Here is a 25,081-nt window from a genome sequence, read left to right on the forward strand (position 1 = left end):
GTGTGGGTGTGTGGTGTGGTGGCCGGGGCCTCAGCGGCCCGTACGCAGCGGGAGCACGGCGCTGATCCGGAAGCCGCCGCCCGGGCGCGGTCCCGCGTCCAGGGTGCCGCCGACCATGCCTATCCGTTCGCGCATGCCGATCAGGCCCTGGCCGAGGCCGTCCCGGCCGCCCTGCTCGTACAGCTCGTGCCGGGCGCCGCGCCCGTCGTCCTCGATCAGCAGGTCGAGCGCCGCGTCGCCGAAGCCCAGCAGCACGCTGGCGCTCGCGCCGTCGCCGCCGTGCTTGCGGACATTGGTCAGCGCCTCCTGCACGATGCGGTACGCGGTCAGCTCGACGCCGCTGGACAGCGGGCGCGCCTCGCCCGCCACCTCGAACCGCACCGGCAGGCCCGCGCCCCGTACCTGGTCGATCAGATCGGCCAGCTGGTCCACGCCCGGCTGCGGTACGTACTCGCCGCCCGCGTCGTCCCCCGCCCGCAGCAGGCCGAGCAGCCGCCGCATCTCGGCCAGCGCCTGCCGGCCGGTGGTCGAGATCGTCGACAGCGCCTGCTTGGCCTGATCGGGCGCCGCGTCCAGGACGTACGCGGCGCCGTCCGCCTGGACGACCATCACCGAGACGTTGTGCGCCACGACGTCGTGCAGCTCGCGGGCAATACGGGCCCGCTCGGCGGCCACCGCCGCCTTGGACTGCGCCTCGCGCTCCCGGTGCAGCCGGGCCGCCCGTTCCTCCAGCTCCGCGTAGTACGCGCGGCGGGTGCGGAGCCGGTCGCCGACCACCCACGACAGGGCGAAGATCACCGTCAGGAAGAAGGTCTGGAGCAGCGTCGTCCAGATGGTCGAATATTCGTCGTGCGGCGGCCAGCGCACCATCGACAGCGGCGCCGCCGCCAGGCCCGCGAGCAGCGCCAGCCGGGACGACCAGCGCTCGCCGTTGGACGCGCAGGTGTAGATGATCGCGAGCATCGCGGCGTCGCCGGGGTTGGTCTGCACGCTCAGCGCGAGCTGGGCCAGGCCGACGCCGATCGCGAGCAGCAGCATCTTCTCCGGGGCGCGGCGGCGCAGCGCCACCACGACGGCGAGGGCGGCGGAGAGGGGGACGGCGAAGAGGCGTTCCACTTGGGAGAGGTCGGGGACTTCCAGCACCCACACCGCGCACACCACGAGCAGGACGAGGGCCCAGAAGCCGTCGACCCACGTCGGGTGTCTGCGGAGGAAGTCGTAGATGCGCTGCACATAACCCAGCGTAGGCATTGGAACCCGTGCCGGGGTCAGCCGCTGGAGCGATCTCCCCTACTCCCCAAGGTGGACCCTCCCGGCGGGTCACCCGACCCCACTCCCCCGGGAAGACCCGGACCCCTCCCCGCCCGAGGCCGGCCCCCTCCTGCGGAGTGCGGCGCGTGATCCCCTGGCCGGGGGTACGTGATCTCCTGCGGAGTGCGGTGCCCCTCCGGGGCGGGGTGCGTGAGGTCTCCTGCGGAGTGCGGCGCCTTCTCGCCTGACGGCGAGCGAGGTCTTTTAGGGGCGCGGGGAACTGCGCGGCCCGCCCCCACCGGCCGGTGGTCGCAAAAACAACAGCGTCTGCCCCGCTGGGGGCGGTTTTTTGTCTGAAGGCGCGCGCGGGCTGGGCGCGCAGTTCCCCGCGCCCCTGAGGGTTACCGCACTCCGCCTGCGCAGCGCCGCGTCCCCGCGCCCCCGACGGGGCATCCCTCCTCCGCAAGGAGAATCGGGCACCGCACTCCCCCGGGGGGAGGGTCAGCCGGCGCGGCGGTGGCCCGGGCCGCGGGAGCGGCTGCGCTTCTCGACGTACATACGTTGATCCGCGGAGTGAAGGACTTCCTCGGTGGTCATCCCGCAAGCGGCCCACCCGATCCCGAAGCTCGCGCCGACGCGGACGGCGCGCCCGTCGACGCGGATCGGCGGAATGATGGCGTTGCGCAGCCGCACCGAGAGATCGGAAGCGTCGGCGGGAGCCAAACCGTCGGCGAGGACGACGAATTCGTCACCGCCGAGCCGGGCGACGGTGTCGCCGTCGCGGACGGCGCCGGTGAGCCGGCGGGCGACCTCGATGAGGACGGCGTCCCCGGTGTGGTGCCCGAACCGGTCGTTGATGGACTTGAAGCCGTCGAGGTCGCAGAAGAGGACGGCGAGCCCCTTGCCCGCGTTCTCCGGGTCGCCCTCGTCGGGCGCGACGACGTGCCGGTGGGCGTCGTAGCCGAGCGCCCCGAGGGGCGCGGCCAGCTCGTCGGGTCCGTAGCCGTAGCTGAAGGCGAATTCGTCCGGCCCCTCGCCGTCCGGGAGGGCGAGGGCGTCGGAGGAGGAGGCGGCGGAGGCGGTCTGCGCGTCCTGGGGCCGCGAACAGAGCCGGGCGGAAAGACGGGACCGCAGCTCCGCGCTGTTGGGCAGCCCGGTGAGCGAGTCGTGGCTGGCCCGGTGCGCGAGCTGCAGCTCGCGCCCCTTGCGCTCCTCGATGTCCTCGACGTGGGTGAGCAGGAAGCGCGGCCCGTCGGCGGTGTCGGCGACCACCGAATTGCGCAGCGAGACCCAGACGTAGCTGCCGTCGCGCCGCGCGAGCCGCAGCTCGGCCCGGCCGCCCTCGGCGGAGGTGCGCAGCAGCAGCCCGACGTCCTCGGGGTGCACGAGGTCGGAGAAGGAGTAGCGCCGCATGGTGGAGGCGGAGCGGCCGAGCAGCCGGCACAGCGCGTCGTTGGCGCGCAGCAGCTTGCCGTGCTGGTCGCCGCCCATCTCGGCGATGGCCATGCCGCTGGGCGCGTACTCGAACGCCTGCCGGAAGCTCTCCTCGCTGGCGCGCAGCGCCTGCTGGTCGCGTTCGAGGCGGACGAGGGCGCGCTGCATGTTGGCGCGCAGCCGGGCGTTGCTGATCGCTATGCCGGCCTGGAAGGCGTACATCTGGAGCGCCTCGCACCCCCAGGGCCCGGGGTGCCGGCCGCTGGTGGGCTTGTCGACGGAGATGACGCCGATGAGTTCGCCGCCGACGGTCTGCGAGGAGTACATGGGCGCGTAGAGGCGGTCGCCGGGGTGCCACTCGTCGGTGAAGCGGGGCAGCGGCCCTTCGGTGTGCCACTGCGGCACGTCGTCGTCGATGAGGACCCAGCCCTCGGTGTGCGGGATGAAGCGCAGGGTGCCCCAGCGCTCGCCCATCGAGAGCCGTCGCTCCCAGGAGGTGCGCGAGCCGATCCGGCCGGCCATCAGTGCCTCGGCGGCGGCGCTGCCCGCGAGGGCGGCCACGATGAGGTCGCCGTCCGGGCGCACCAGATTGACGGCGGCCAGCTCGTAGTTCAGCCCTTTGACCACGCCCTGGGCCACGGCCTGAAGGGTGTCCGCGAGACTCCGCGCCGTATTGAGGTCCGCCACGACCTGGTGCAGCTGACGCAGGGTCGCGAGACGGACATACGGCTCCGACTCGGTGTCCATGCCTCTCTCCGCGCCTTCGACAGCAACTCCTGATAATTTCAAAGCTACGGTTACACGAGCCACTGAATCACAGCGAGCTGTGCCCCGGGTACACAGGGTCAACAATTCCTTGCCCTTGTGACTCAAGTCACATCAACGTGTAAGCGGTTGAACACACAACGTAGAGCACGGCCCGGGGCCGGGACGACGGGCGAGTCCTAGGACCGGCCGGCCGCCGACTACGACCGCAGCCCGATGCGCACGTTTCCTACCGACCCGTAACGTGGCCGGTGTGCTTGAACCTTCACCCGGGCGGCATGCTGGGACCACCATGACCGTGCCCGAACCCGAACCCGAGCCCGAACCCGCGACCGAGCCCGTCGACGTCGACGACTTCCGCGCCGCGATGTCCCGCCTCGCGGCGGGCGTCGTGCTCATCACCGCGCACGACGCGGACGACGAGCCGCGCGGCGAGGACATCGGCATGACCGCCACCGCCTTCCTGTCCGTGTCCCTGGAACCGCCGCTGGTGCTGGTGAGCGTGCGCGAGGGCTCCCGGATGGACGAACTGCTGGAGCGGCAGCCGCGCTGGGCGGCCTCGGTCCTCAGCGAGAGCCAGCGGCACATCGCGGGCCGTTTCGCGCTGCGCGGCCGGATCAGCGACCGGCTGCTGTTCGAGGACATCTCGTACTACCGGGGCGAGGCGTCCGGCGCGCCCGTGCTCGGCGGGGCGCTGGCGATACTCGAGTGCGAGACGGAGCAGCGGGTGCGGGCGGGCGACCACACGCTGATCGTCGGGCGGGTGCTCACCGCGAGGACACCGAGCGCGGACGGCGGCCCGCTGACGTACTTCCGGGGCCGGTACCGCTACCTGCGCTGAACCCGAGCCGTACACGTACAGAAGAGCCGTACACGTACAGAAGGGGTCAGTCCTCAGTCCCAGCCGCCGCTGCGGCCCCGCTTGGTCTCGCTCCGCTGCTTCTTCACGCGCAGCCGCCGCTCATTGATCCCGCGCGGGATACGGGTCGGGCGGCGGGCCTTGGGCGGCGGTGCGGTCGCCTGGCCGAGCAGCGCGGCCATCCTGGCCAGCGCCGTCTCCCGGTTGCGCCACTGCGAGCGGTGCTCGGACGCCTTCACCGTCAGCACGCCGCCGGTCAGCCGGCCCGCGAGCCGTTCCAGCGCGCGCTCCTTCCACACCGGCGGCAGCGCCTGCGTACGCGCCAGGTCGAAGCGCAACTCCACCTGGGAGTCCGAGGTGTTCACATGCTGGCCGCCGGGGCCGGACGAACGCGAGAAACGCCACAGAAGCTCGGCCTCCGGCACGGAGACCGAACCGCGGATGAGGAGTGGCCCGGACATGTGACCCATGATCCCGCGTCCCGGGGCGGTACGTCACAGGGTTTTCGACGGTCGAACGGCAGATCGGTGGCCGGATGACGGAACCGTACGATCCTGTGACCGCGTTTTGACGAATGACGGTAGTTTCGTCGGCAGTACGGCAGCACCTACGACAGACCACTAAAGGGGACTCCTCATGGCTGTAAGCCTCTCCAAGGGCGGCAACGTCTCACTCACCAAAGAGGCGCCCGGCCTGACGGCCGTGACGGTCGGCCTCGGCTGGGACGTGCGCACGACCACGGGCACCGACTTCGACCTGGACGCCAGCGCGATCGCCGTGAAGGCGGACGGCAAGGTCTACTCGGACGGCCACTTCGTCTTCTTCAACAACAAGCAGACCCCGGACCAGACGATCGTCCACACCGGCGACAACCGCACCGGTGAGGGCGAGGGCGACGACGAGGCGATCAACGTCAACCTGGCGGGCCTGCCCGCCGACATCGAGAAGATCGTCTTCCCGGTCTCCATCTACGACGCCGAGGCCCGCAGCCAGAACTTCGGCCAGGTCCGCAACGCCTACATCCGCATCGTCAACCAGGCCGGCGGCACCGAGATCGCCCGCTACGACCTGAGCGAGGACGCGGCCACCGAGACCGCCATGGTCTTCGGCGAGCTGTACCGCAACGGCGCCGAGTGGAAGTTCCGCGCCGTCGGCCAGGGCTACGCCTCCGGCCTGGTCGGCATCGCCACCGACTTCGGCGTCACCCTCTGACGCACCCTCCCTCCCCCGGCCCCCGCCGCCCCGACCCGATCCGGCGCGCGGGGGCCGTCGGCGTTCCGGTTCGCCCCCGCGACCAGTCGCTGTCTCAGAACTCGCCGGTGTCCAGCACGAATCCCAGCGGCTCGGGAAGCTCCAGCTTCCCCGAGAGCTTGACCGAGACCCGCCGCACGTACGCCTCGCCCTCCGGCTCGGAGAAGAGCGTCGCCGTGTCGGCCTCCCGGTCGATCAGCAAGTAGTGCGGGATGCCCGCCCGCGCATAGCCGCGCAGCTTGCCCTTACGGTCGCTGTCGCCGGTGGAGCGGGAGGTGATCTCGGCGACGAGGAGCACGCCCGTGGGCGCGTGAAATTCCTGGTCGTCGGCGAACGAGCCCTTGGGGGCGATCGCCACGTCGGGAATGACCCTGTTGCCCGACGAACCGCCGGGGAGGCGGAGCCCGATCCCGGTGTACCTGGCAAGATCCTTACGATGATCACGGAACTGTCCCGTGATTTCGGAAACGATCTCTTCGTGCTCGCCATTGGCGGGGGGTACCACGTGGATCTCTCCCTCGATCAGCTCCACGCGCCATCCCTCGGGGAGGGACGCGTCGATCGCGTCGAAGGCCTCTTCCACGCTCGCCACCGCATTGCGCTTGTTCATAGCGACCTCGGGCTCACGCTCGGGAGCGGTTACTGCCACAGCTGGCCTCCTTCGTACGAGGGCGACGGTTTCAGAGTAGGGCGAACACCCGCGCGCGGTCGCCGATACATCACTCGAACAGGTGTACGTAAAACGTTTCTGCGTGCCCACCCCCTTTCGGCGCCGTCCACCGCGCAGGTGACACCATCGGGGGGTGACCGACCTCGGGTACGCCCTTTCGCGCCGTTTTCCCGATCCGCCGCAGACGGACTACCGGGCGGCGGACGTACGGGCGCTGCGGCACGATCTGTTCTGCGGGGACGTGTATGTCGCCGAGGATGAGCGGGAGTTGTCCACAGGGTGGGGATGGGTGCCCGTGCTGGACTTCGCGTGGGCGCTGTGCGACATCGTGGAGGAGCTGGACCGGGACCCGGCTGGGAGCCGGGCGGCGCGGCCGCAGTACGCGGAGTTCGACTTCACGGAGTCGGCGGACCGGCTGCGCTTCGTACGGCGCTTCGGGCACGTGGAGGTGACCGCGGACTGGGAGCCGGACGAGCCGCCGCTGTCGCTGCACCACGCGGAGCTGCGGCGGGAGGCGCGGGACTTCCTGCACGACGTGGTGGCCGACCTCACCGACATGCACGACGGGCTGGACGGCAATCCGGTGATCTGGGACCTGCTGGCGCGTTTCCCGCGGGTGTGAGGTCCGGTCGGGCGGCCTAGGTCCATCGTCCGGCTTGTGGTCAAGTCCCCTTGAGGTTGTTGGCTGGCGGTGACCCCAGCCTCCCACCGCCGACAGGAGAACCGCCATGCACGCCGTACGTCTGCACGCTTTCGGCCCGCCGGAGAATCTGCGCCTGGAGGAGGTGCCGGACCCGGTGCCGGGGCCCGGGCAGGTGCGGATCGCGGTCACGGCGGCCGGGGTGCACCTGGTGGACACCACGCTGCGGGCGGGTTCGTACGGTGGCGGCCCGATCGAGCCGCCGGAGCTGCCGACGATTCCCGGGCGCGAGGTCGCGGGCACCGTGGACGCGCTCGGCGACGGCACCGACCCGGCCTGGCTCGGCCGCCGGGTCGTCGCCCACCTGGGCATGGTACCCGGCGGCTACGCCGAACTGGCCGTCACCGACGCCGCCCGGCTGCACGCGCTCCCTGACGGGCTGGACGACGCGGCGGCCGTCGCGATGATCGGCACCGGCCGTACGACGGTGGGCATCCTGCGGCTGGCGGGCCTGCGGGCGGACGACACGGTGGTGGTGCTGGCCGCGGCCGGCGGCATCGGCACGCTGCTGGTGCAGGAGGCGCGGCGGCTCGGCGCCACCGTCGTCGGCGCGGCGGGCGGCGCCGCGAAGACCGCGCGGGTACGGGAGCTGGGCGCGAGCCTGGCCGTCGACTACGGGCAACGGGAGTGGACGGCCGAAGTCCGGGACTTCCTGGGCGCGACCGGGCGCGCGGGCGCGAGCGTCGTCCTCGACCCGGTGGGCGGCGGCCTCGCCCGCGCCGCGATCGGCCTGCTCGCCCCGGGCGGCCGGCACCTCGTCTACGGCTGGTCCGCGGGCGAGCCACCGCATTTCGCCGACAGCGAACTCGCCGAGCGCGGCATCACCTCGCAGACCCTCGTCGGCCCGGCCCTGCTCAGGCTCACCGGCACCCCCGAGGGGCTGCGCGCGCTGGAGTCCGAGGCCCTGGAAGCGGCCGCAACCGGCCGTCTGCGGCCCGCCGTTCAGCTCTTCCCGCTGGCCGACGCGGCCGGCGCGCACCGGGCGCTGGAGTCGCGGGCGACGATGGGCAAGGTCGTCCTCGTGCCGTAGCCGCGGGGGCCCGGCGGCCCGTACGGAACCGGCCGTACGGGCCGCCGTCGCCCCGGCTTGGGAACTCCTTTACGCTCCCCGAGAGTTATCGGACCGTGCACCGGACACCGTGCCGGTCCTGTCACGACCCCGCCCGAGGAGAGAGCAGCTCATGGCCCTGTGGGACCGCTTGAAAGACTCCACCAAGACGATGCAGACCCAGCTCAACGCGAAGAAGAACGACCTGAAGAGCGGGGCCTTCCGCGACGCCAGCATGGCGATGTGCGCCCTCGTGGCCGCCGCCGACGGCTCCGTCGACCCCTCCGAGCGGCAGCGCGTCGCCACCCTGATCGGCACCAATGAGGTGCTGCAGAATTTCCCGGCGCTCGACCTCCAGCGCCGTTTCGACGACTACCTCGCCAAGCTGACCTCGGACTTCGACTTCGGCAAGGTGGCGATCCTCCAGGAGATCGCCAAGGTGCAGAAGAAGCCGACCGAGGCGCGTGCCGTCATCCAGATCGGCATCGTCATCGGCGGCGCCGACGGCGACTTCGACAAGACCGAGCAGGCGATCGTGCGCGAGGCGTGCTTCGCTGTGGGGCTGAACCCGGCGGAGTTCGACCTCTAAGCGCCGCCTACGGGCTCCGGGCTCGGGTTCCGTGCTCCGGTTCCGGGCCCCTCGCCGCGGTCTTCTCCTCGGGGCGCCGTCCGCCTGTCCGGTGGGCGGCGCCCCCGGCATGTGCCGTGTGCGCATTTTTGGCCATATTGGGCTGTTCGAATGACATGGACTTCTCTGTCCTCATATCGTCGTGCTGTTACGACCTGCTACCGGTACAGCACTGTGCGCCACCGGCCGACTCCTGGGGAAGTGAGGTGCTGGCCGTGCCGCTGGGGGGTTCCGCACGCCGTACGGGACGGGTGGGAGGGGTGGCGCTCGCCGTACCACTGCTGGCCGTGGCGGGGGTTGCGCTCGGAGCGGGCCGAGCCTCGGCCGCACCAGAAGCGGGACGCGTGGTCGCGTCCGCCGAGGGCGGCGGCATCGGTGTCGCCGTCTGTGTGGACGGCCGGATCGTGCGGCGCCTGGTGCGCCTGGACGTGGCCTTGCCGCTGCTTCCCGTGGGCGGGCTGACGGTACGGGTCGGCGAGCCGTGCGGGGGCCGGACGCCGTCCGGCGGGAGTACGCCGACGCAGGAGCCTCCGACGCAGGAGCCTCCGACGCAGCCGCCGCCGACCACTCCGACGCCGTCCGTCACGCCCACGCGGACGGTGCCGCCGCCTTCCGGGCCCGGGCCCGTGTCCGTACCGCCGACGCCGCCGCCGGCTTCCCGTACGCCCGCGGATCGGGGCGCCGTACGTCCGGGCGGGTCCCCCGCGGGCTCGCCGTCACCATCGCCGTCACCTTCGCCCTCGCCCGCGCTGTCGCCCGTCGCCGCGTCCGTATCCGATCCCGTGTCCGCCGCCTCGGCGTCCGCCTCCGACGACGGGAAGCCGGGGGCGGCGGGCGGGCGTCCGTCGGTCGAGCCGTTCGACGGGCAGGCCGCCCCGGCCTCGCCCGACCCCGGTGACGGCGTCGCGCGCTGGTGGCTGCTGTCGATGCTCGCGGTGCTGCTCCCGGCCGCGCTCGCGGCGCTGCCGCGACTGACGCACCGCCCCGGCTGACTCCCGCTCGCTCCCCCCTCTTCCCCGTCCAGGAGTCGCATGTCCATGTATGTGGTCTCGCTGCTGTCCGTCCTCGGCGGTGTCGCCTTCGCGGCCTTGCTCGGCCGGTTCCTCGGCCAGGAACAGCGGCTGGCGAGCGTGGAGTTCAACGGCCAGGCACTGTCGCTGATCGGCGGTGTGCTGCTGAGTTCGTTCATCCTGCTGACCGGTTTCCAGGTGGCCGGCGCCTGGTCGGCGCTGAGCACGGCGCGGTCCCGCACGTACGACGAGGCCAGGGCGCTGGGTGACACGTACTGGGCGGCGGGCGGGCTCGCGGACGCCGACCGCGTCAAGGTGCGGGCGCTGCTGCGGCAGTACACCGCGGACGTCAGGACCGTCGAATTCCCCGACCTCGCGCACGGGCACACCAGCCCCGAGGCGTGGCGCGCCCTGGACCGGGTGCGCGCGGCGGTCGGCGCCGCCGCTCCCGCGCCAAGCCACCAGAGCGCCAAGTCGGCCGCCACCACGGCCCTCGCCACCGTCTACGAGACCCGCACCGACCGCGCGGCCGAGGTCAAGGGCGGCATGCCCCGCATCACCTGGATCGCCCTCCTCGTCGCGGGCGGCTTCCTCGTCGCCTTCCCCCCGGTCCTCGGCCTCACCGCCACCGCCCGCCACCTGGTCGCCCTCTGCTTCGTCGGCGCCGCCATCGCCTTCGCCATCTGCCTCACCGCCCAGCTCAACCACGCCTTCCAACACCCCTTCGGCGTCCGCGACACCGCCTTCACCTTCGCCGAGTCCCGCTTCCACCAAATGGACGGCTGACGTCCCTGCGGACAGCTAGCCCACAACCGACCGCCTCCCGGCGCCGGGGGGGGGCACACCTGGCACGCCTGCGGCGCCCACACGGCCCGCCCCGCCGGGTGGGGCGGGCGACCAGATGCGCCCGGGGAATGGAAGCCCCCTGCGACGTGCGGCGGCACGGCAGCGCGCACACGGCGCGACGACACCCCCGCCCGCCGGGCACACGCGGCCAACAGCCGCCATCCGACCTGAACGCCCGCACGACTGGGGTGCGTTGCGCCGGGCAACCAACGCTACGTCTGCGGCGACCGTCCAGCACGGCGCGATCGGCGACCAAGCATCCGGCATCCGGTCAGAACGCCCGCACGGCGAGGGCGCGTTGCGCCGGGCAACGGAAGCCACGCCCACGGCTCGCGGCGACCGTCCGGCACAGCAACGCGCACACGGCGCGACGACACCCCCGCCCGCCGGGCACACGCGGCCAACAGCCGCCGTCCGACCTGAACGCCCCCACGGCGAGGGCGCGTTGAACCGATAACGGAACGGAGCGATCTCCGAGCGAACAGCCCACGATCGGCGTCCGGCCGGGGCGCATGCGCGCGGCCGGGCGCTGCGGATCATCGGCGGGGAGCGCAGGCCGTCCGGTGATCACCGACGCGGGGTGGGGGCGCCCGCAGAACGCGCGAGGGGTCCCGCCGTCGGGCCGGGCCGACCCCCTCGGGCGCCGTGGGCGTGGGCGCGAGTCGGTGGGGCTATTCGGGCCGAGGGGCCGTCGCTTGCCAGGCGGTGAAGAGGGGGGTGCCGGTGGGGGTGTGGAAGATGACGGTGCCGAAGGGGCGGTTGAAGGCGATGTGGCGGGTGCGGGGGGCGCGGGTCGGGGCGCTCAGGACGTGGCGGACGTCGATGTCGGTGACGACGAGAGCCTCGACGCCTTCCTCGTCGACCGTCAGCCGGGCGTCCTGGACGAGGCGGCTGATCGTCAGCTCCTCCGGGGACATCGCGGAGAAGTCCGCGTCCTCGGCGACGGCCGAGGGGGCGCCCAGGCGCTCCAGGTGGGCGGTCGCGTCGAGGCGGGTGCGCAGCGAGAGCCGGGGCAGGGCGATGGTCACCGCGTCCTCGGCGACCGGCCGCCGGTCGCGCTGGTCCGCCCACGCGGCGGGCAGGACGTCGGCGGCGCCGCTCCCGGGGGCGCCGAGCACAAAGCTGACCTGGACCGCCGCGCAGCGCAGCGCCACGACCTCGACCGGGGCGCCGTCCGCGCCCGGCGCGGTCCACGCGTGCGTGGGGCGCGGCAGCTTCGTGGTCATCGTCGGCACGGGCCGCGCGACGCCCGACGCGTCGGTGAAGGGCAGATCCCGGGTGCGGCTCCGCACGAAGGGCGTGGCCCACTCCGCTTTGAGGGCAAGGGAGTTGACGAGGACGAGCAGCGTCCTCGGACCTGGCCGGCCGGGCAGTCCCGCGACCCGTCCGCCGGTCGCCCGCCGTACCCACGCGTCGAGCAGCGCCGGATCGACCGGCGCCTCCGCTCGGCCGTCAACCGCCTCGGCGGCGGACGGCAGATGGCCGAAAGCGACGTCCGGGAGCGACTCCCGGAACGCCCGGTGGACCGGCGTACGCGCCCAGGCCGCCGTGGCGACGGCCACCCCGTCCGCCGGCCCCAGCGCGCGGCCCGCCGCCGTGGCGAGCGCCGCCGCCTCCGGCCCCGCGACGCCGAGCACCGTACGCAACTCCCGCGCCGTGGCGCCGCGCGTGCCCGCCGCGACCGCCGTCAGCGCGAGCCACATCCCGGCGGGCGAGCAGACGAAGTCGCCGTCCGGCGCGGCCTCGCGGTCGGCGGCCACCTCCGCCGCCCACCGCCCGGCGAGCGCGCGGATCGCCGGGACGTACTTCTCAAGTGCCGTCTGCGCCATGGCAGTTCAACCCCCCTCAAACCTGCTGGACAGGACGCCGCGGCCGTCCCGCCCGGTTCCTCACACGTCGAGGTCGACCACCAGCGGCCGGTGGTCGGACACCGGCACGGCGGGCGCGTGGGCGCCGCGTACGGCGGCCCGTACGGTGGCGGCCGGCAGCCCGGCCGCCAGGACATGGTCGAACTGCACGCGCGGACGGTGCGCGGGATAGGTCGCGGTACGGGCCAGGTCGCGCCAAGGCCCGGCGCCGCGCGGCCCGTTGAGCACCGCCCGCGGCGCGGCGCCGATCAGATTGAAGTCGCCGAGCAGCAGGTGCGGGCGCGGCAGATCGGCGATCCAGCGCCGTACGGCGCGCAGTTGGCGGACGTTCCAGCCCGGTACGAAGGACAGGTGCAGCGCGACCACGGTGAACGGCCCCTGCCCGCCCGCCAGTACGGCGGCCAGCGCCGCCCGCGGCTGGTCCCGTACGGGGACCAGGCCCCGCCGCCCGGCCACCCGCAGCGGCAGCCCGACCGGCGCGGGCGGCAACCGCCGCGCCCGCCACCGCCGTACGGGCAGCCGGCTCATCAGCACCACCCCATGCGCGGGCGGCCCGCCCGCGTCCCCCGGCCCGTACACCCCCAACTCCGGCGCTCCCGGGTCGAGCGCCCAGCCCTCCCCCGGCACCGACCGCCCGTGCACGGCGGCCCCGTACCGCCACTCCCCGAATCCCCCGGCCTCCGCCGCCGCCCGCGCCTGGTCCACCCGCCCGGACCGCTCCTGCCCCCGGTCCACCTCCTGCAACGCCACGACATCGGCCCCGAGTCCGCCCACCACCTCCCCCAACGCCCCCGACTCCCCCGGCCCCCCGACCGCCCCCGCGACGGGCCGCCCACCCGCCATGACCTGCCCGTGCAGCACATTGAACGTCACAAATCGCACGCACCCGACGATAACGACTCCCCGCCCCTCACGCCCTCCGACCGGAATGGCAGCGAAACGATATCGACTGTGCGGAGATAATGGTATCGTTTCTCTTCCGCTGCTACGCGCCACCGAGGAGGAATCACCAGCATGACGAGAACCGTGATCGACCTCGACGACGAGATGGTGGCCGAGGCCATGCGCATCTTCGACACGAAGACCAAGGCGAAGGCCGTACGCCTCGCCATGGAGGACGCCGTCAAGCGACACCTGCGCCAGGAGTTCTTCGACGCCATGGACTCCGGTGAACTCGACTTCAGCGAGATCGTGGAACAGACCGGCCCCCGCCACACCGACGGCACCCTCAAGCGCGGCAACGGTCACGACGGAGGACGCGCCGCCTGATGCAGGACCGCTATCTGATCGACAAGTCCGCGCTCGCCCGCTGGACCAAACCAGCCGTCAAGGACGTACTCCGGCCCCTGCACGAGCGCTACCTCCTCGCCGTCTGCCCGCCCACCGAGTACGAGATGGTCCACTCGGCCCGCGACAGCGCGGAAGCCACCCGGATCAGCACCTGGTTGCGCGCCTTCGACTACCTCCCCACGGATGACGACGCCTTCGCCCGCGCCCTGGAAGTCCAGCGCCACGCCCTCAACGCCGGCGTCCATCGCGCCCTGTCTCTCGCCGACCTCCTGATCGCCGCGACAGCCGAGGCCCACCGGCGCACCGTTCTCCATTACGACGGCGACTTCGACATGATCGCCTCCCTCACCGGCCAACCCGCCGAATGTGTCGTCCCCCCGGGTACCGCGGACAGCTGAGCGCGGGTCCACCACCACTTCGGCGGACGTCATCGGTCACCGATTGCCGAGTCCCTTGCCAGGGCGAGGAGTTGGGCGTGCGTTGCCGGGTCCGCCGCGGCGATCAGGCCGCGGGCGGCGGGGCCGAGGGGGGCGCCGGTGAGGTCGGTGAGGGTGCAGCCGGCGGCGCGGCAGAGGGCGATGCCGGCGGCGAAGTGGAGGCTGGCGGTGAGGTCGCCGCCGTCGGTGACGTAGGCGGCGCGCTTGCCGGCGGCGACCCAGGCAAGGGCGAGGGTGGTGGAGCCGACGCGGGCCCGGAAGCGGGTGCCGAAGGCGGGGTCGGTGAGCAGGCGGGCGGCGGGCAGCGGCGGGTCGAGGTTGATGTCGACCAGGGCGGAGGCGGCGCTCGGGACGAGCGGGGTGTCGGCGCCGCCGGCCCGTACGTGGGCGGTGGCGCCGTCGGTGTGGAAGACCTCGCCGCTGAAGGGGTCGGCCACGGCGGCGGCGCCGTCGCGCAGGGCGACGTTGACGGCCACGAGCATGGTGCCGACGGCGTAGTTGAGGGTGCCGCACAGGGGGTCGACCAGCCACAGCCGGTCGGCGTCGGCGGCGCCCCGCCGCCCTCCCTCCTCGCCGAGCACCGCGTCGCCGGGCCGGGCGGCCCGCAGGACGTCGAGGATCGCCCGCTCGGCCGCGAGGTCCGCGGCGGTCGCGAAGTCCCCGCCGCCCTTGTCGACCCGCTCCAGGCGCCCGCCGTACAGCTCGCGCACGATGTCCGCCCCGGCGCGGGCGGCGGCGACCGCCACCTCGACGTCCGAGGAGCCCGAGGAGCCCGACGAGTCCGGACCTGCCCCCGGTACGCCACCCTCGCCCGGCCCGGCCGACCCCGCTGCTGAATCGATCATGCGGGCAGCGTACCGACGTCCCCCCGGCCCCCGCCCAGCCCCGTCACAACCCGCCACAACCACCGGAAAACCGCCCCGAGAGCGCTCTCACGCATCTTGACGGCGACGGATGTACACGGGTTCAATCATTATCGATCAGGTCTATACCAACGGCCCCCGCCGTACCTCCTCGCAATTCCCTCCCGCGCGTTTCCCTGGCACCCCCATCCCGTCCGTCGGCTGACGGACCGTCAGGAGTTTCTCGTGATCCACCGCAGATCCCCCCGCACCCCCCACGGCAGATCCTCGGCGAGACCCCGGCGCGCCTTCCGCCGCCTCGGCGTGGCCACCGCGCTCGGCGCGCTCGCCGTCTTCGCCTCGCTCACCACGGGCACCCCGACGGCGGGCGCCGTCACCGTGCCCGGCGCCCCGGCCGGCTGGACCACCGTGTTCAGCGACGACTTCGCGGGCCCGGCCGGCAGCGCGCCGAACGGCTCGAAGTGGACGTACGACACCGGCCCCGGCTCCAACTTCGGGACCGGCGAGATCGAGACGATGACCAACTCGACCAACAACGTCCACCTGGACGGCAACGGTCACCTCAACATCACCGCGCTCGGCAGCGGCAGCAACTGGACGTCCGGCCGCATCCACACCCCGACCGCCGTGGCGGGCGCGCCGGCCGGCGGCAAATTGCAGGTCACCGCGTCGATCCAGCAGCCCAACCCGGCCAACGGCCTCGGCTACTGGCCCGCGTTCTGGATGCTGGGCCCCGGCCAGTGGCCGGAGAACGGCGAGATCGACATCATGGAGGACGTCAACGCGCGTTCCCAGGTGGCCGGCACGATCCACTGCGGCACCTACCCCGGCGGCGTCTGCAACGAGGGCAACGGCATCGGCAGCGGCCTGCGCGCCTGTTCGGGCTGCCAGACCGGCTTCCACACGTACTCGATGATCCTCGACCGGACGAACACGTCCAACGAGTCGATCACCTTCTACCTCGACGGCGCCGCGTACTTCACCGTCACCGAGGGACAGGTCGGCGCGTCCACCTGGCAGGCGGCGTACGACCACAACCTCAACATCATCTTCGACCTCGCGATGGGCGGCGGCTTCCCGAACGGCGTGTGCGGCTGCACCTCGCCCGACGGGGGCACGACGTCCGGCGGGACGATGAGCGTCGGATACGTGGCCGCGTACACCACCGGCGGTGGCGGCGGCACCAACCCGCCGCCGTCCGGCGGCAAGGCCATCACCGGCTACGGCGGCCTGTGCCTGGACGACCGCTCCTCCAACAGCGCGAACTACAACCCCGTGCAGGTCTACACCTGCAACGGCACCGGCGCGCAGCAGTGGACGGTGGTCGAGGCCGGCAGCACCCTGCACGTGCTGGGCAAGTGCCTGGACGTCAACGGCGGCGGTACGGCCAACGGCACGCTCGTCGACATCTACGACTGCAACAACACCGGTTCACAGGTGTGGATACCGCAGTCCAACGGGTCGCTGTACAACCCGCAGTCCAACAAGTGCCTGGACGACACGGGCTGGTCGACCACGCCCGGCACCCAGGTGGAGATCTGGGACTGCACCGGCGGCGCCAACCAGGTCTGGCACCTGCCCTCCTGACGTACCGTCAGGCCCTCCCCCCACCCGCGGGCCGCCGCCCCGGCCGCACCGCCCCGGCGGCGCCCCGCTCCCCCACACCTCCGAGGAGGAATACGTGGTCTCCCGACGTTCCTTCGTGGCCGCGGTCGGCGCCGGCGCCGTCGCGGCCAGTTCCCCGCTCTGGTCGCGCAGCCTGGCCTCCCGCGCCTCGGCGGCCGGTCCCTCGCTGCCCATCTCGCTGAAGAACAACTCCGGCAGCGGCACCGTCTACGCCTACATCAGCGGCTCCGACACCAGCGGCTGGCCCGGATTCGTCACCACCTCCGGGCACTTCCAGCGGCTGCCGAGCCCCTCGTCGGTGCTCACCCCGGTCGCCGACTTCTCGATCCCGCTCGGCGCCTCGGGCTCGGCGCCCACCAACTTCACGCTCCAGGACTACGTGATCGGCGGCCGGGTCTGGTTCTCGGTCGGCAAGAAGATCCAGTTCTTCGTGAACCCCGGCGCCGTACCCGGCCTGGTCCAGCCCGGGTTCACCAGCAGCGACCCCAACTGGCTGACCAACTGGACCTTCTGCGAGTTCACGTACAACAGCGCCAATCTGTACGCGAACATCTCCTACGTCGACATGGTCGCGCTGCCGGTCTCCATGGCCAGTACGGGCAGCGGCGGTTCGCAGTCGGTCAGCCCGCTGCCGTCGGGCGCGCTCGCCTCGATCGCCTCCGGGCTCCAGGCCCAGCACGCCGCCGACGGCGCCCCGTGGGACCGGCTGGTCGCCACCGACTCCTCGGGCACCGCGCTGCGCATCCTCGCGCCCGGCCACTCGCCGGTCGACTTCGGCGGCTACTGGAACAACTACCTCGACCGGGTGTGGAGTTACTACCAGTCGCACACCCTGACCATCAACGGCCAGGGCAGCATCGGCTCGTACTCCGGCACCGTCTCCGGCAACACCCTGGTCTTCTCCGGTCTGAACACCAACGGTGTGCCCTTCACCAAGCCCAGCGCCGTCGACATCTTCGGCTGCGCGAGCGGCCCGCTCTACAACTCCGGCGGTGACGCGCGCGGCGCGGTCGCCGCCCGGCTGGCCGCGGCCCTCAACCGCAGTTCGCTGCTGGTCGGCGGCGGCAACAACCAGCCCGACGGGGTGCAGCCGTCCGCGTACTACACCGACGCGACGACCAACCACTACTCGCGGCTGGTCCACAAGTACGCGTCGATCGGCTACGCCTTCCCGTACGACGACGTCGGCCCGACCGGCGCCGCCCCGGTCGACGGGCACATCCAGGACGGCGCGCCCACCTCCTGGACGATCGCGCTCGGGCCCGGCGCGGGCTCGGGCACCACTCCGCCGCCGGGCGGCGGCGGGACGGGCGCGTACGGCACGATCCAGGCGGAGTCGTACAGCGCGCAGAGCGGGACGCAGACCGAGAGCTGCACCGACTCCGGCGGCGGCCAGGACGTCGGCTACATCTCCGGCGGGGACTGGCTCAAGTACAGCGGTGTCGACTTCGGTTCGTCGTCGCCCGCGCAGTTCGTGGCACGGCTGGCGTCCGGTGCGGCGGCCGGGGTCAGCGGCGCGATCCAGGTGCGGATCGACGGCACCGGCGGCACCAAGATCGCCGAGATCGACTTCGGCAACAACGGTGGCTGGCAGAACTGGCAGACGGTCCCGGCCAATGTCACCGGCTCGGTCACCGGGAAGCACGACGTGTACCTGGTGTTCTCCTCCGGCAGTGGCGCCGACTTCGTCAACATCAACTGGTTCACCTTCACGAAGTGACCGCACCGTGACAGCGGGGATCCGGAACCGGGTCCCCGCTGTCGTCGCGCCATGCTCGTGCTCCTTGCCGTGCTCCATGCCGTGCTCCATGGGCGTCCCGCCGTCGTCAGCCGCGCGATCGACGCCCGTCACCTCGTGTCTGCCCGGGTGAGGTCGGCTGCTGGTGGGCGTCGGACGACGTCCGCGCCACCACCCCCGGAAGGACCCCCATGTGCACACACGGTGACAGTCCGTCACACGACGACGAGAGCGCGCACAGCGGCCACAGCAGGCGCGGCTTCCTGCGGAACGCGGCGCTGGCCGGTGCGGGCGCCGCCGCCGTGGGCGTCGGCGCGCCGATGCTCGCGGGCGCACCCGCCGTCGCGGCGGACCCCTCGACCGCCTCGCCGGCCGCGAAATCCGCCAACTCCTCGACGAGCCACGGCCGTACGGGCACCTGGCGCCCGGACCCGACCGCCCAGCGGTTCACCCTCGCGGTCATGCCCGACACGCAGTTCCTCTACTGGGGCAGCCAGGACAGCGTCGACCGGACGCCGCAGGAGGAGTCGTTCCGCTACATCATCGAGCACAGCGGCGACCCGGACAGCAACATCGTCTTCATGGCGCACCTCGGCGACCTCACCCAGGACGCCGACCCCTCGTCCTTCGAGGAGGTCGACAAGGCGTTCGCACTGCTCGACCGGCACGGCGCCGCCTACAGCGTGCTGGCCGGCAACCACGACGTGAGCGGTGACGACAGCCGCGGCGACACCCCGTACCTGCGGACGATGGGCCCGAGGCGCTTCAAGCGCGCCAAGACCTTCGTCGGGTCCGACCCCACCGGCTACAACACCGCGCACATCTTCCAGGCCGCAGGCCGCTCGTGGCTGGTGCTCGCGCTGGACTGGCGCACCACCGACCAGGGCTACGCGTGGGCGAACGAGGTCATCAAGGCCCACCCGAAGACCCCGGTCATCCTCACCTCGCACGACATCGTGGCCTCGCCGTACGATGACAACGTTTTCCCGTACGAGTCCGGCGACCCCGAGAACAACGCGATCCTCGTCGACAACGGTCAGAACATGTGGGACAAGCTGATCGAGGACAACGATCAGATCTTCCTCACGCTCAACGGCCACTACTGGCCGCCCGGGCGGACGACCAGGAAGAACGCCGCCGGCAACGACGTGCACATGCACATCACCAACTACCAGAACCGGTATTTCGGCGGCGGCGCCATGATCCGGCTCTACCACTTCGACCTGGCCCGCGACACGATCGACGTCGAGACGATCAACCCGTGGATCCTGGCGCAGGATCCGGAGTCGCGCACCGAACTGGCCGCCGAGCACGCCCGGATCACCGGCCCGGTCGACAACTTCTCCGTCCCGATCGACTTCGACAAGCGCTTCTCGGGCTTCATCCCGGTGCCGGTGCGGCCCGCGCGGCCCGCGAGCCAGGAGCTGGTGCGGGGCACGGTCGCCTACTGGCGGTTCGACGGCCAGGGCGCGCCCGGCACCGCGCTCACCGCGGGCCGGACCGTCCGCGATCTGTCGGGCAAGGGGAACGACCTCACCGTCATGACCGTCCCCGGCACCGCCGCCGACGCGCTCACCTGGTCCGACGACCACCACCCCGACCAACCGGGCCACGCCAGCCTGAAGTTCGTCGGCGGGCGCGATCCCGTGCACGGCTCGTACCTCACGACCGCGGCGACGGCGCCGCTGAACACCGAGACGTTCAGGGGCGGTTACACCATCGAGGCGTTCGTGCGGCTGCCGCTGGACTGGGACGCGGGGAAGAACGGCAACGCGTCCTTCCTCAGCCGCCGCGGTTCGGCCGCCGCCGCGGGCAAGCACGGCAAGAACACCGATCCGAACGAGCCGTTGGCGCAGTTCGCCGTCACCAACAACGGCCGCGAGGCGCAGTTCAACCACTACCCGCTCAACGACACGTACCCCACCACCAATTGGGGCCACGGCATGGTCGAGCTGAAGTGGTGGCACCTCGCCGTCGTCAACGACGGCCGTCACACCCGCCTTTACGTCGAGGGCGCCCCCGTCGTCGACAACCCCTCCCGCCTCTCCGTCGGCCTCACCTCCCTCGGCCTCCCCTGGCTGCTGGGCGCACACGAGTACGCGGGCGCCATCGACATCGTCTTCCACGGCAATGTCGGCGACATCCGCATCGTGAACCGGCCCCTCGGCCTGAAGGATTTCCTGACGGCGAAGTGACGTTCCGGGTGCCCCTGGGCGAAGCCGTCCGGTTGCTAAACGGAGAACTCTCCATTATCGTCCCACAGGGAGACGGAGAGATCTCCGTTTAGCATCCTCGCACGTCAGCGTCATCGACGCGCAGCGCACCGAAGGGCACGGCACCACCCATGCGACTCGACTCCTACCGCACCCTCGGGCGCTCCGGACTGCGCGTCAGCCCGCTGGCGCTCGGCACCATGGCGTTCGGCGATCCCGCCTGGGGCTCGGACGAAGCGACCTCCGCCGCCCTGATCTCGGCCTACGTCGAAGGCGGCGGCAATCTGATCGACACCGCCAACGGCTACACCGAGGGTGCGTCGGAACGGATCGTCGGCGCGTATCTGAAGGACCGCCCCGGGCTGCGCGACCGGCTGGTGATCTCCACCAAGTTCGCCCGCGGCATGTTCCCCGGCGACCCCAACGGCGGTGGCGCCGGCCGCAAGGCCGTCCTCCAGCAGGTCGACGCGTCCCTGACGCGCCTCGGCACCGACCACATCGACCTGTACTGGCAGCACTGCTGGGACCGGCACACCCCGCTGGAGGAGACCCTCGCCGCCCTGAACGACCTGGTCACAGCCGGGAAGATCCGCTACATCGGGCTGTCCAACACGCCCGCCTGGGCCGTCGCCCGGATGGCGACCGTCGCCGAATTCCGCTCCTGGTCGCCGATCGTCGCCCTCCAGGTCGAGTACTCGCTGGTGCGCCGCACTGTCGAGGGCGAACTCTTCGGCGCCGCCCGTGAGTTGGGCCTCGGCACGCTCGCGTACAGCCCGCTCGCCAGCGGTGTGCTGTCCGGGAAGTACTCGCGCGAGCTGCGCCGCCCGGAGGGCTCGGGCCGGGGCGCGCTGGCCGAGGCCCAGCTCGGCGAGCGGACCTTCGCGATCCTCGACGTCCTGCACCGCGCCGCCGGCGCCCTCGGCTGCGACGTCGCGGCGGCGGCCCTGGCGTGGGTACGGCAGCAGCCCGCCACCACCGCCACGATCCTCGGCGTCCGCAGCCCGGGCCAGCTCGCCGCGAACCTCGCCTCCCTCGACGTCACCCTGCCGGCCGAGGTGCTGCGCGAACTGGACGAGGTCAGCGCGCCCGACCTGAACTACCCCTACCCGTGGCTCGCGACCATCGCCACACCGCTCCAGCAGGGCGGCACCGAGATCAACGGCGTCGGCGCTCCCGTCTATCGAAGGGAACGGTGAGCCGGCCGTGCCAGCCGTCCTGGTCACCGGCGGCGGCCGGCGAGCGCTTCCTCGCCGTCGCCGGGCACGGCGTCCGGGTCGTGGGGATCGCGCGGATCCTGCGCGACCGACTGGGTGAGCGGGCCGTCAAGGCCCCGACCCGGGAACTCCCGGTGCGGGCCACCCGTGCCCTGGCCACTGTCAATCCCGAACTCCGGCTGCCCAGGCGCCAGTTGGGACGTGACCTCGACGCGACGGGCGCCACGGCGGAACGGGTCCTGGGCCGGCGGGCCCGCCCCCTGGAGGACACGATCGCGGACACGGCGGTGAGTCCGCTCGCGTACGGGATCGGGTGACGGCTCCGGCAGGCGCTGCTTTGCCTGGGCACGTCTACCAGGGCACGACGCCCGCGTCCTCGAAGAAGCCGCCGGTCGGGCCGTCGTCGGGAAGGGTGGCCAGGCGGATGGGGGTGGCCGCGCCCTGCCGCGGGGTGCGGGGCGCCTGGAAGCCGGTGAAGTCGGTGGCGACCAGGCCGGGGCAGGCCGCGTTGATCAGGATGCCCGTACCGGCGAGGTGCCGGGCGTACTGCACGGTGACGGCGTTGAGGAACGACTTCGTCGGCGCGTAGACCGCCATGACCGGGCCGACCTCGACCGCCGGGTCCGCCTGCCGGGTCAGGGACGCGACGGCGCTGGAGACGTTGACGACGCGGGGCGCGGGGGCGCGGCGCAGCAGCGGGAGCAGTGCGTTGGTGACGCGGATGACGCCGAGGACATTGGTGTCCACGACGGCGCGGACCGCGTCCAGGTCGAGCGCGGTCGGGTCCTGCACCCAGCCGGGGCCGGTCTCGCCGGAGATGCCCGCGTTGTTGACCAGCACGTCCAGTCGGCCCTCGCGCCGCTCGACCAGGCGGGCGGCTTCCGCGACGCTCCGGTCGTCGGTCACGTCCAGCGGTACGCCGAAGGCGTCCACGCCGGCGGCGCGCAGCTTTGCGACGGCGGTCTCGCGGCGGGCGTCGTCCCGGGCGCCGACGCCCACGCGGTGGCCGAGGGCGCCGAGGCCGGCGGCGATCTCGTAGCCGATGCCTTTGTTGGCGCCGGTCACGAGGGCGACGCGCGGCCCGCGGTCTTTTACGTTCTCGGTCTCGTTCTCGGTCTCGTTCTCGCTCATGCCGCCGATGCTCGCCCGGGCCCGGGAGGCGCGGCCAACACCGATCCGGTGCGCTGTGATACTCGGCGGGTATCAGCCGACGTACGCTGGGACCGTGGACGCTCCGGACACCCGTGAACTGCGCTATTTCGTGGCCGTCGCCGAGGAACTGCACTTCGGCCGGGCCGCCGAACGCCTCGGCATGGCCCAGCCGCCGCTGTCCCGGGCGATCCAGCGGCTCGAACGGCGGCTCGGCGTCACGCTGCTCGTACGGAACCGGCGCGGGGTCGCCCTGACCGGTGCGGGTGAGGTGCTGCTGCACGAGGGCCGCGCGGCCCTCGACGCGACGGCCGCCGCCGCGCGCCGCACCCGCCGCGCCGCGGGCGCCGACCGGCCGGGCGCCGGCCGGCCGCGCCTGGTGCTGGCGGTCAAGGCCGCCGCCGTCCACGAGATGCTGCGCAAGCTGCTCGACGCGTACGCGGCGGAGCCCGGCGCCGTCGAGGTCGAGGTGCTGCCCTGCGGGCTGTGCGAGCAGGAGGAGCTGCTCCGCGACGGGCGCGCGGACGCCGCTCTCATGCACGCGCCCTTCAACTCCCTGGCCGGCTTCGACAGCGAGCCGCTGATGACCGAGGGCCAGATCGCGATCCTCCCGGCCGGCCATCCGCTGGCCGCCCGCGCCTCCCTGACCCTCGCCGAGGTCACCGACATCCCCGGCCTCCCGCCCGCCCGCTGGCCGCGCCACGGCACCTACGCGCCGGGGCCCGGCCCCGAGATCCGCGACCAGACCCAGCTCGCCCACCTCATCGCCCTCGGCCGCACCATGGCCGTCTTCCCCGACTCCGCCCGCGCCTGGCTCTGGCCCGCCCACACCGCCGTCCCCCTCTCCGATGCCCCCCAAGTCACCACCCACATCGCCTGGCCCGCCCACTCCCACTCCCTCCCCCTGGCCACCCTGATCGCCACGGCAACCCGCCTCTGCCCGCCCGCCGTCCGGCGAGAAGCCGAGCCCCTCGCCAACACCCATGACAGGTAGCCAAGTTGACCGACTCCCGGCCGAGGGGATTCGAGCCGTTCCGACTGCACCCTGCCGAACGCGCGGATACAGTACTGCGACCAGTTGGGGGGAAGTTCAGTGGACGAAGTGACATTGGCGGCGACCACCGTGGCCGCAACCTTTCTTACTCGGGCAACGGAGGAGGTCTACGAGAGGGTCCGTGACGCCGTCGGCCGACTGATCCGACGCAGCGATCAGCCTCCCGGGACAGTGCCTCAGCTCGAACGTCTGGACCGGCATCGGGTCGCCGTGACGCATGCCCCGGCCGGTGATCGCGACACCGTCTTGCAGGCTGCCGCTCTCGCGTGGGCGCCGGTACTCGATCGCCTCGCGGCGTCGGAACCCGCGGTGTACGCGGAACTGTTGGCCCTGGCCCGCCAGAATGCTGCTTCCTCCGTCGTCAACCAGCACAACCACGGCGAAGGCACCTTCATCAATGGAAATGTCGAAGGCGGCGTGACCATCAACGTCGGCGCAGCACGAACCAGACATGGCTGATCCCCACGTACCGGGCCAACAGCACAACCACGGGCCCGGAGTGTTCATCGCCGGAGATGTGTACGGGGACATCAACAATCACCAGACGCCCCCTGCCAACCCGTGGCCACCTGCCGGACCAATGGCCTACCAGGGACGCCCGATCCGCTACGGAAAACGCCCCGGTGGAGCGATGGGGACGAGGTCCGGCCTGGCGCTGCTGGGATGGGCGTGGGTCACCTTCTTGACGTTCGGCGCGTCCGGCTACTGCATTGTGAAAACTTTCCTCGGGGATCCGCAGTCAATCCCCGGCGAACTCGTCGCCGCCGTGCTCCTTGCCAGTGGAGGGACGCTGGCGTCGGGATTCGTCTTTCTCACTGTCACGGAGGTCTGCGCCGCGGGCACGGCCAATGCTGCCGACTCGGCGATGAAACGGTGGGCCCAGGGACAGCGGGCAGCGGCTGTCCTGAATCTCCGGTATGCGAGAACCTTCGTCCGCATCGCAAGGTTCAGTTCCGGCGTGGCGGGGTTCATGGCAGGGCTGCTCGGATTCCTGGTGATCGGCAAGCAAGCTGCCGACCGGATTCATGCCGCGCGTGCGCTCGCCGAGTCCGAGTTCGCAAAGACACGCGCCTTGTGGGCGGAAATACCCGACGGGAAGTAGTCGGGATCTCCGGCGCACGTTCCTCTCTCGGCGGGCGCGGGGTGAGGTCGGTGCGGACGGTGCGG

General features: G+C 72.2%; 25 protein-coding genes. 17 read left to right on the plus strand and 8 right to left on the minus strand.

Going from position 1 to position 25,081, the window contains the following annotated elements; all coding sequences use genetic code 11:
• Window positions 1-30 precede the first annotated feature (30 nt).
• Both BM076_RS29870 and cdgB read right to left on the minus strand, forming a co-directional pair.
• Window positions 31-1,233 (minus strand): sensor histidine kinase, encoded by a 1,203-nt coding sequence (locus BM076_RS29870; protein WP_094030737.1) that lies wholly within the window; start codon window positions 1,231-1,233, stop codon window positions 31-33.
• 519 nt (window positions 1,234-1,752) lie between these two features.
• Complete coding sequence (gene cdgB / locus BM076_RS29875; RefSeq protein ID WP_093716862.1) at window positions 1,753-3,432, minus strand: diguanylate cyclase CdgB; 1,680 nt, start codon at window positions 3,430-3,432, stop codon at window positions 1,753-1,755.
• A gap of 310 nt (window positions 3,433-3,742) precedes the next feature.
• On the opposite strand from cdgB, the gene BM076_RS29880 reads away from it, so the two are divergent.
• A complete protein-coding gene (locus BM076_RS29880) occupies window positions 3,743-4,291 on the plus strand; it encodes a flavin reductase family protein (RefSeq protein ID WP_093716863.1) in 549 nt (182 codons plus the stop codon).
• A gap of 53 nt (window positions 4,292-4,344) precedes the next feature.
• Here BM076_RS29880 and arfB read toward each other — a convergent pair whose 3' ends face one another.
• A complete protein-coding gene (gene arfB / locus BM076_RS29885; protein WP_093716864.1) occupies window positions 4,345-4,779 on the minus strand; it encodes an alternative ribosome rescue aminoacyl-tRNA hydrolase ArfB in 435 nt (144 codons plus the stop codon).
• Between the two features lie 166 nt (window positions 4,780-4,945).
• Here arfB and BM076_RS29890 point away from each other — a divergent pair, with 166 nt between their 5' ends.
• Window positions 4,946-5,521 carry a TerD family protein gene (locus BM076_RS29890; protein ID WP_093716865.1) on the plus strand — a complete coding sequence of 192 codons (576 nt, stop codon included), beginning with the start codon at window positions 4,946-4,948 and terminating at the stop codon, window positions 5,519-5,521.
• A gap of 94 nt (window positions 5,522-5,615) precedes the next feature.
• Here the strand turns inward: BM076_RS29890 and BM076_RS29895 are convergent, their stop codons facing one another.
• Window positions 5,616-6,209, minus strand: coding sequence for a Uma2 family endonuclease (locus tag BM076_RS29895; RefSeq protein WP_407640730.1), 594 nt, complete (start codon window positions 6,207-6,209; stop codon window positions 5,616-5,618).
• Window positions 6,210-6,363: 154 nt separating this feature from the next.
• Here BM076_RS29895 and BM076_RS29900 point away from each other — a divergent pair, with 154 nt between their 5' ends.
• The 5 genes from BM076_RS29900 to BM076_RS29920 all read left to right on the plus strand — a co-directional run bounded on the left by BM076_RS29900 (window position 6,364) and on the right by BM076_RS29920 (window position 10,402).
• Window positions 6,364-6,852, plus strand: a complete 489-nt coding sequence (locus BM076_RS29900) for a hypothetical protein (protein ID WP_093716867.1) — start codon at window positions 6,364-6,366, stop codon at window positions 6,850-6,852.
• A 106-nt stretch (window positions 6,853-6,958) separates the two neighbouring features.
• Complete coding sequence (locus tag BM076_RS29905; protein ID WP_093716868.1) at window positions 6,959-7,960, plus strand: zinc-binding dehydrogenase; 1,002 nt, start codon at window positions 6,959-6,961, stop codon at window positions 7,958-7,960.
• A 151-nt stretch (window positions 7,961-8,111) separates the two neighbouring features.
• A complete protein-coding gene (locus BM076_RS29910) occupies window positions 8,112-8,567 on the plus strand; it encodes a tellurite resistance TerB family protein (RefSeq protein WP_093716869.1) in 456 nt (151 codons plus the stop codon).
• An 821-nt stretch (window positions 8,568-9,388) separates the two neighbouring features.
• A complete protein-coding gene (locus BM076_RS36235) occupies window positions 9,389-9,598 on the plus strand; it encodes a hypothetical protein (RefSeq protein ID WP_143120670.1) in 210 nt (69 codons plus the stop codon).
• A 39-nt stretch (window positions 9,599-9,637) separates the two neighbouring features.
• On the plus strand, window positions 9,638-10,402 hold the full coding sequence (locus BM076_RS29920) for a bestrophin-like domain (protein WP_245796514.1): 765 nt from the start codon (window positions 9,638-9,640) through the stop codon (window positions 10,400-10,402).
• A 731-nt stretch (window positions 10,403-11,133) separates the two neighbouring features.
• Here BM076_RS29920 and BM076_RS29925 read toward each other — a convergent pair.
• Window positions 11,134-12,291, minus strand: coding sequence for a serpin family protein (locus BM076_RS29925; RefSeq protein WP_093716871.1), 1,158 nt, complete (start codon window positions 12,289-12,291; stop codon window positions 11,134-11,136).
• Between the two features lie 60 nt (window positions 12,292-12,351).
• Window positions 12,352-13,212, minus strand: a complete 861-nt coding sequence (locus BM076_RS29930) for an endonuclease/exonuclease/phosphatase family protein (RefSeq protein ID WP_093716872.1) — start codon at window positions 13,210-13,212, stop codon at window positions 12,352-12,354.
• 132 nt (window positions 13,213-13,344) lie between these two features.
• Here BM076_RS29930 and BM076_RS29935 point away from each other — a divergent pair, with 132 nt between their 5' ends.
• Both BM076_RS29935 and BM076_RS29940 read left to right on the plus strand, forming a co-directional pair.
• Window positions 13,345-13,599 carry a type II toxin-antitoxin system VapB family antitoxin gene (locus BM076_RS29935; protein WP_093716873.1) on the plus strand — a complete coding sequence of 85 codons (255 nt, stop codon included), beginning with the start codon at window positions 13,345-13,347 and terminating at the stop codon, window positions 13,597-13,599.
• Window positions 13,599-14,018, plus strand: coding sequence for a PIN domain nuclease (locus BM076_RS29940; RefSeq protein WP_093716874.1), 420 nt, complete (start codon window positions 13,599-13,601; stop codon window positions 14,016-14,018). Before BM076_RS29935 ends, BM076_RS29940 begins: the two co-directional genes overlap by 1 nt.
• Window positions 14,019-14,047: 29 nt before the next feature.
• Here the strand turns inward: BM076_RS29940 and BM076_RS29945 are convergent, their stop codons facing one another.
• On the minus strand, window positions 14,048-14,902 hold the full coding sequence (locus BM076_RS29945) for an inositol monophosphatase family protein (RefSeq protein ID WP_093716875.1): 855 nt from the start codon (window positions 14,900-14,902) through the stop codon (window positions 14,048-14,050).
• Between the two features lie 243 nt (window positions 14,903-15,145).
• On the opposite strand from BM076_RS29945, the gene BM076_RS29950 reads away from it, so the two are divergent.
• The 5 genes from BM076_RS29950 to BM076_RS29970 all read left to right on the plus strand — a co-directional run bounded on the left by BM076_RS29950 (window position 15,146) and on the right by BM076_RS29970 (window position 22,028).
• The gene (locus BM076_RS29950) at window positions 15,146-16,507 is read left to right on the plus strand and encodes a ricin-type beta-trefoil lectin domain protein (RefSeq protein ID WP_218160130.1); all 1,362 of its coding nucleotides are present in this window, start codon (window positions 15,146-15,148) and stop codon (window positions 16,505-16,507) included.
• A gap of 94 nt (window positions 16,508-16,601) precedes the next feature.
• Window positions 16,602-18,266, plus strand: coding sequence for a beta-1,3-glucanase family protein (locus BM076_RS29955; RefSeq protein WP_093716877.1), 1,665 nt, complete (start codon window positions 16,602-16,604; stop codon window positions 18,264-18,266).
• A 209-nt stretch (window positions 18,267-18,475) separates the two neighbouring features.
• Window positions 18,476-20,479, plus strand: coding sequence for a LamG-like jellyroll fold domain-containing protein (locus BM076_RS29960; protein WP_093716878.1), 2,004 nt, complete (start codon window positions 18,476-18,478; stop codon window positions 20,477-20,479).
• A 149-nt stretch (window positions 20,480-20,628) separates the two neighbouring features.
• Window positions 20,629-21,693, plus strand: a complete 1,065-nt coding sequence (locus tag BM076_RS29965) for an aldo/keto reductase (protein ID WP_093716879.1) — start codon at window positions 20,629-20,631, stop codon at window positions 21,691-21,693.
• Window positions 21,690-22,028, plus strand: coding sequence for a hypothetical protein (locus BM076_RS29970; RefSeq protein WP_245796515.1), 339 nt, complete (start codon window positions 21,690-21,692; stop codon window positions 22,026-22,028). The genes BM076_RS29965 and BM076_RS29970 overlap by 4 nt, the downstream gene beginning before the upstream one ends.
• A gap of 34 nt (window positions 22,029-22,062) precedes the next feature.
• Here the strand turns inward: BM076_RS29970 and BM076_RS29975 are convergent, their stop codons facing one another.
• A complete protein-coding gene (locus BM076_RS29975) occupies window positions 22,063-22,842 on the minus strand; it encodes an SDR family oxidoreductase (RefSeq protein WP_093716880.1) in 780 nt (259 codons plus the stop codon).
• A gap of 94 nt (window positions 22,843-22,936) precedes the next feature.
• On the opposite strand from BM076_RS29975, the gene BM076_RS29980 reads away from it, so the two are divergent.
• The 3 genes from BM076_RS29980 to BM076_RS36245 all read left to right on the plus strand — a co-directional run bounded on the left by BM076_RS29980 (window position 22,937) and on the right by BM076_RS36245 (window position 25,016).
• Window positions 22,937-23,854 carry a LysR family transcriptional regulator gene (locus BM076_RS29980; protein WP_093716881.1) on the plus strand — a complete coding sequence of 306 codons (918 nt, stop codon included), beginning with the start codon at window positions 22,937-22,939 and terminating at the stop codon, window positions 23,852-23,854.
• 99 nt (window positions 23,855-23,953) lie between these two features.
• The gene (locus BM076_RS36240; RefSeq protein ID WP_143120671.1) at window positions 23,954-24,373 is read left to right on the plus strand and encodes an alpha/beta hydrolase family protein; all 420 of its coding nucleotides are present in this window, start codon (window positions 23,954-23,956) and stop codon (window positions 24,371-24,373) included.
• Window positions 24,366-25,016, plus strand: coding sequence for a hypothetical protein (locus BM076_RS36245; protein ID WP_143120672.1), 651 nt, complete (start codon window positions 24,366-24,368; stop codon window positions 25,014-25,016). Before BM076_RS36240 ends, BM076_RS36245 begins: the two co-directional genes overlap by 8 nt.
• Window positions 25,017-25,081 lie beyond the last annotated feature (65 nt).

It is taken from the genome of Actinacidiphila alni, from assembly GCF_900112845.1.
GTDB lineage: Bacteria > Actinomycetota > Actinomycetes > Streptomycetales > Streptomycetaceae > Actinacidiphila > Actinacidiphila alni.

Excerpts from the sequence above, each read along its gene's own strand:
- cdgB (WP_093716862.1), bottom strand. The coding sequence starts at position 3,432 with ATGGACACCGAGTCGGAGCCGTATGTCCGTCTCGCGACCCTGCGTCAG.
- BM076_RS29880 (WP_093716863.1), top strand. The coding sequence starts at position 3,743 with ATGACCGTGCCCGAACCCGAACCCGAGCCCGAACCCGCGACCGAGCCC.
- arfB (WP_093716864.1), bottom strand. The coding sequence starts at position 4,779 with ATGGGTCACATGTCCGGGCCACTCCTCATCCGCGGTTCGGTCTCCGTG.
- BM076_RS29890 (WP_093716865.1), top strand. The coding sequence starts at position 4,946 with ATGGCTGTAAGCCTCTCCAAGGGCGGCAACGTCTCACTCACCAAAGAG.
- BM076_RS29905 (WP_093716868.1), top strand. The coding sequence starts at position 6,959 with ATGCACGCCGTACGTCTGCACGCTTTCGGCCCGCCGGAGAATCTGCGC.
- BM076_RS29910 (WP_093716869.1), top strand. The coding sequence starts at position 8,112 with ATGGCCCTGTGGGACCGCTTGAAAGACTCCACCAAGACGATGCAGACC.
- BM076_RS29920 (WP_245796514.1), top strand. The coding sequence starts at position 9,638 with ATGTCCATGTATGTGGTCTCGCTGCTGTCCGTCCTCGGCGGTGTCGCC.
- BM076_RS29925 (WP_093716871.1), bottom strand. The coding sequence starts at position 12,291 with ATGGCGCAGACGGCACTTGAGAAGTACGTCCCGGCGATCCGCGCGCTC.
- BM076_RS29935 (WP_093716873.1), top strand. The coding sequence starts at position 13,345 with ATGACGAGAACCGTGATCGACCTCGACGACGAGATGGTGGCCGAGGCC.
- BM076_RS29940 (WP_093716874.1), top strand. The coding sequence starts at position 13,599 with ATGCAGGACCGCTATCTGATCGACAAGTCCGCGCTCGCCCGCTGGACC.
- BM076_RS29945 (WP_093716875.1), bottom strand. The coding sequence starts at position 14,902 with ATGATCGATTCAGCAGCGGGGTCGGCCGGGCCGGGCGAGGGTGGCGTA.
- BM076_RS29960 (WP_093716878.1), top strand. The coding sequence starts at position 18,476 with ATGTGCACACACGGTGACAGTCCGTCACACGACGACGAGAGCGCGCAC.
- BM076_RS29965 (WP_093716879.1), top strand. The coding sequence starts at position 20,629 with ATGCGACTCGACTCCTACCGCACCCTCGGGCGCTCCGGACTGCGCGTC.
- BM076_RS29975 (WP_093716880.1), bottom strand. The coding sequence starts at position 22,842 with ATGAGCGAGAACGAGACCGAGAACGAGACCGAGAACGTAAAAGACCGC.
- BM076_RS36245 (WP_143120672.1), top strand. The coding sequence starts at position 24,366 with ATGGCTGATCCCCACGTACCGGGCCAACAGCACAACCACGGGCCCGGA.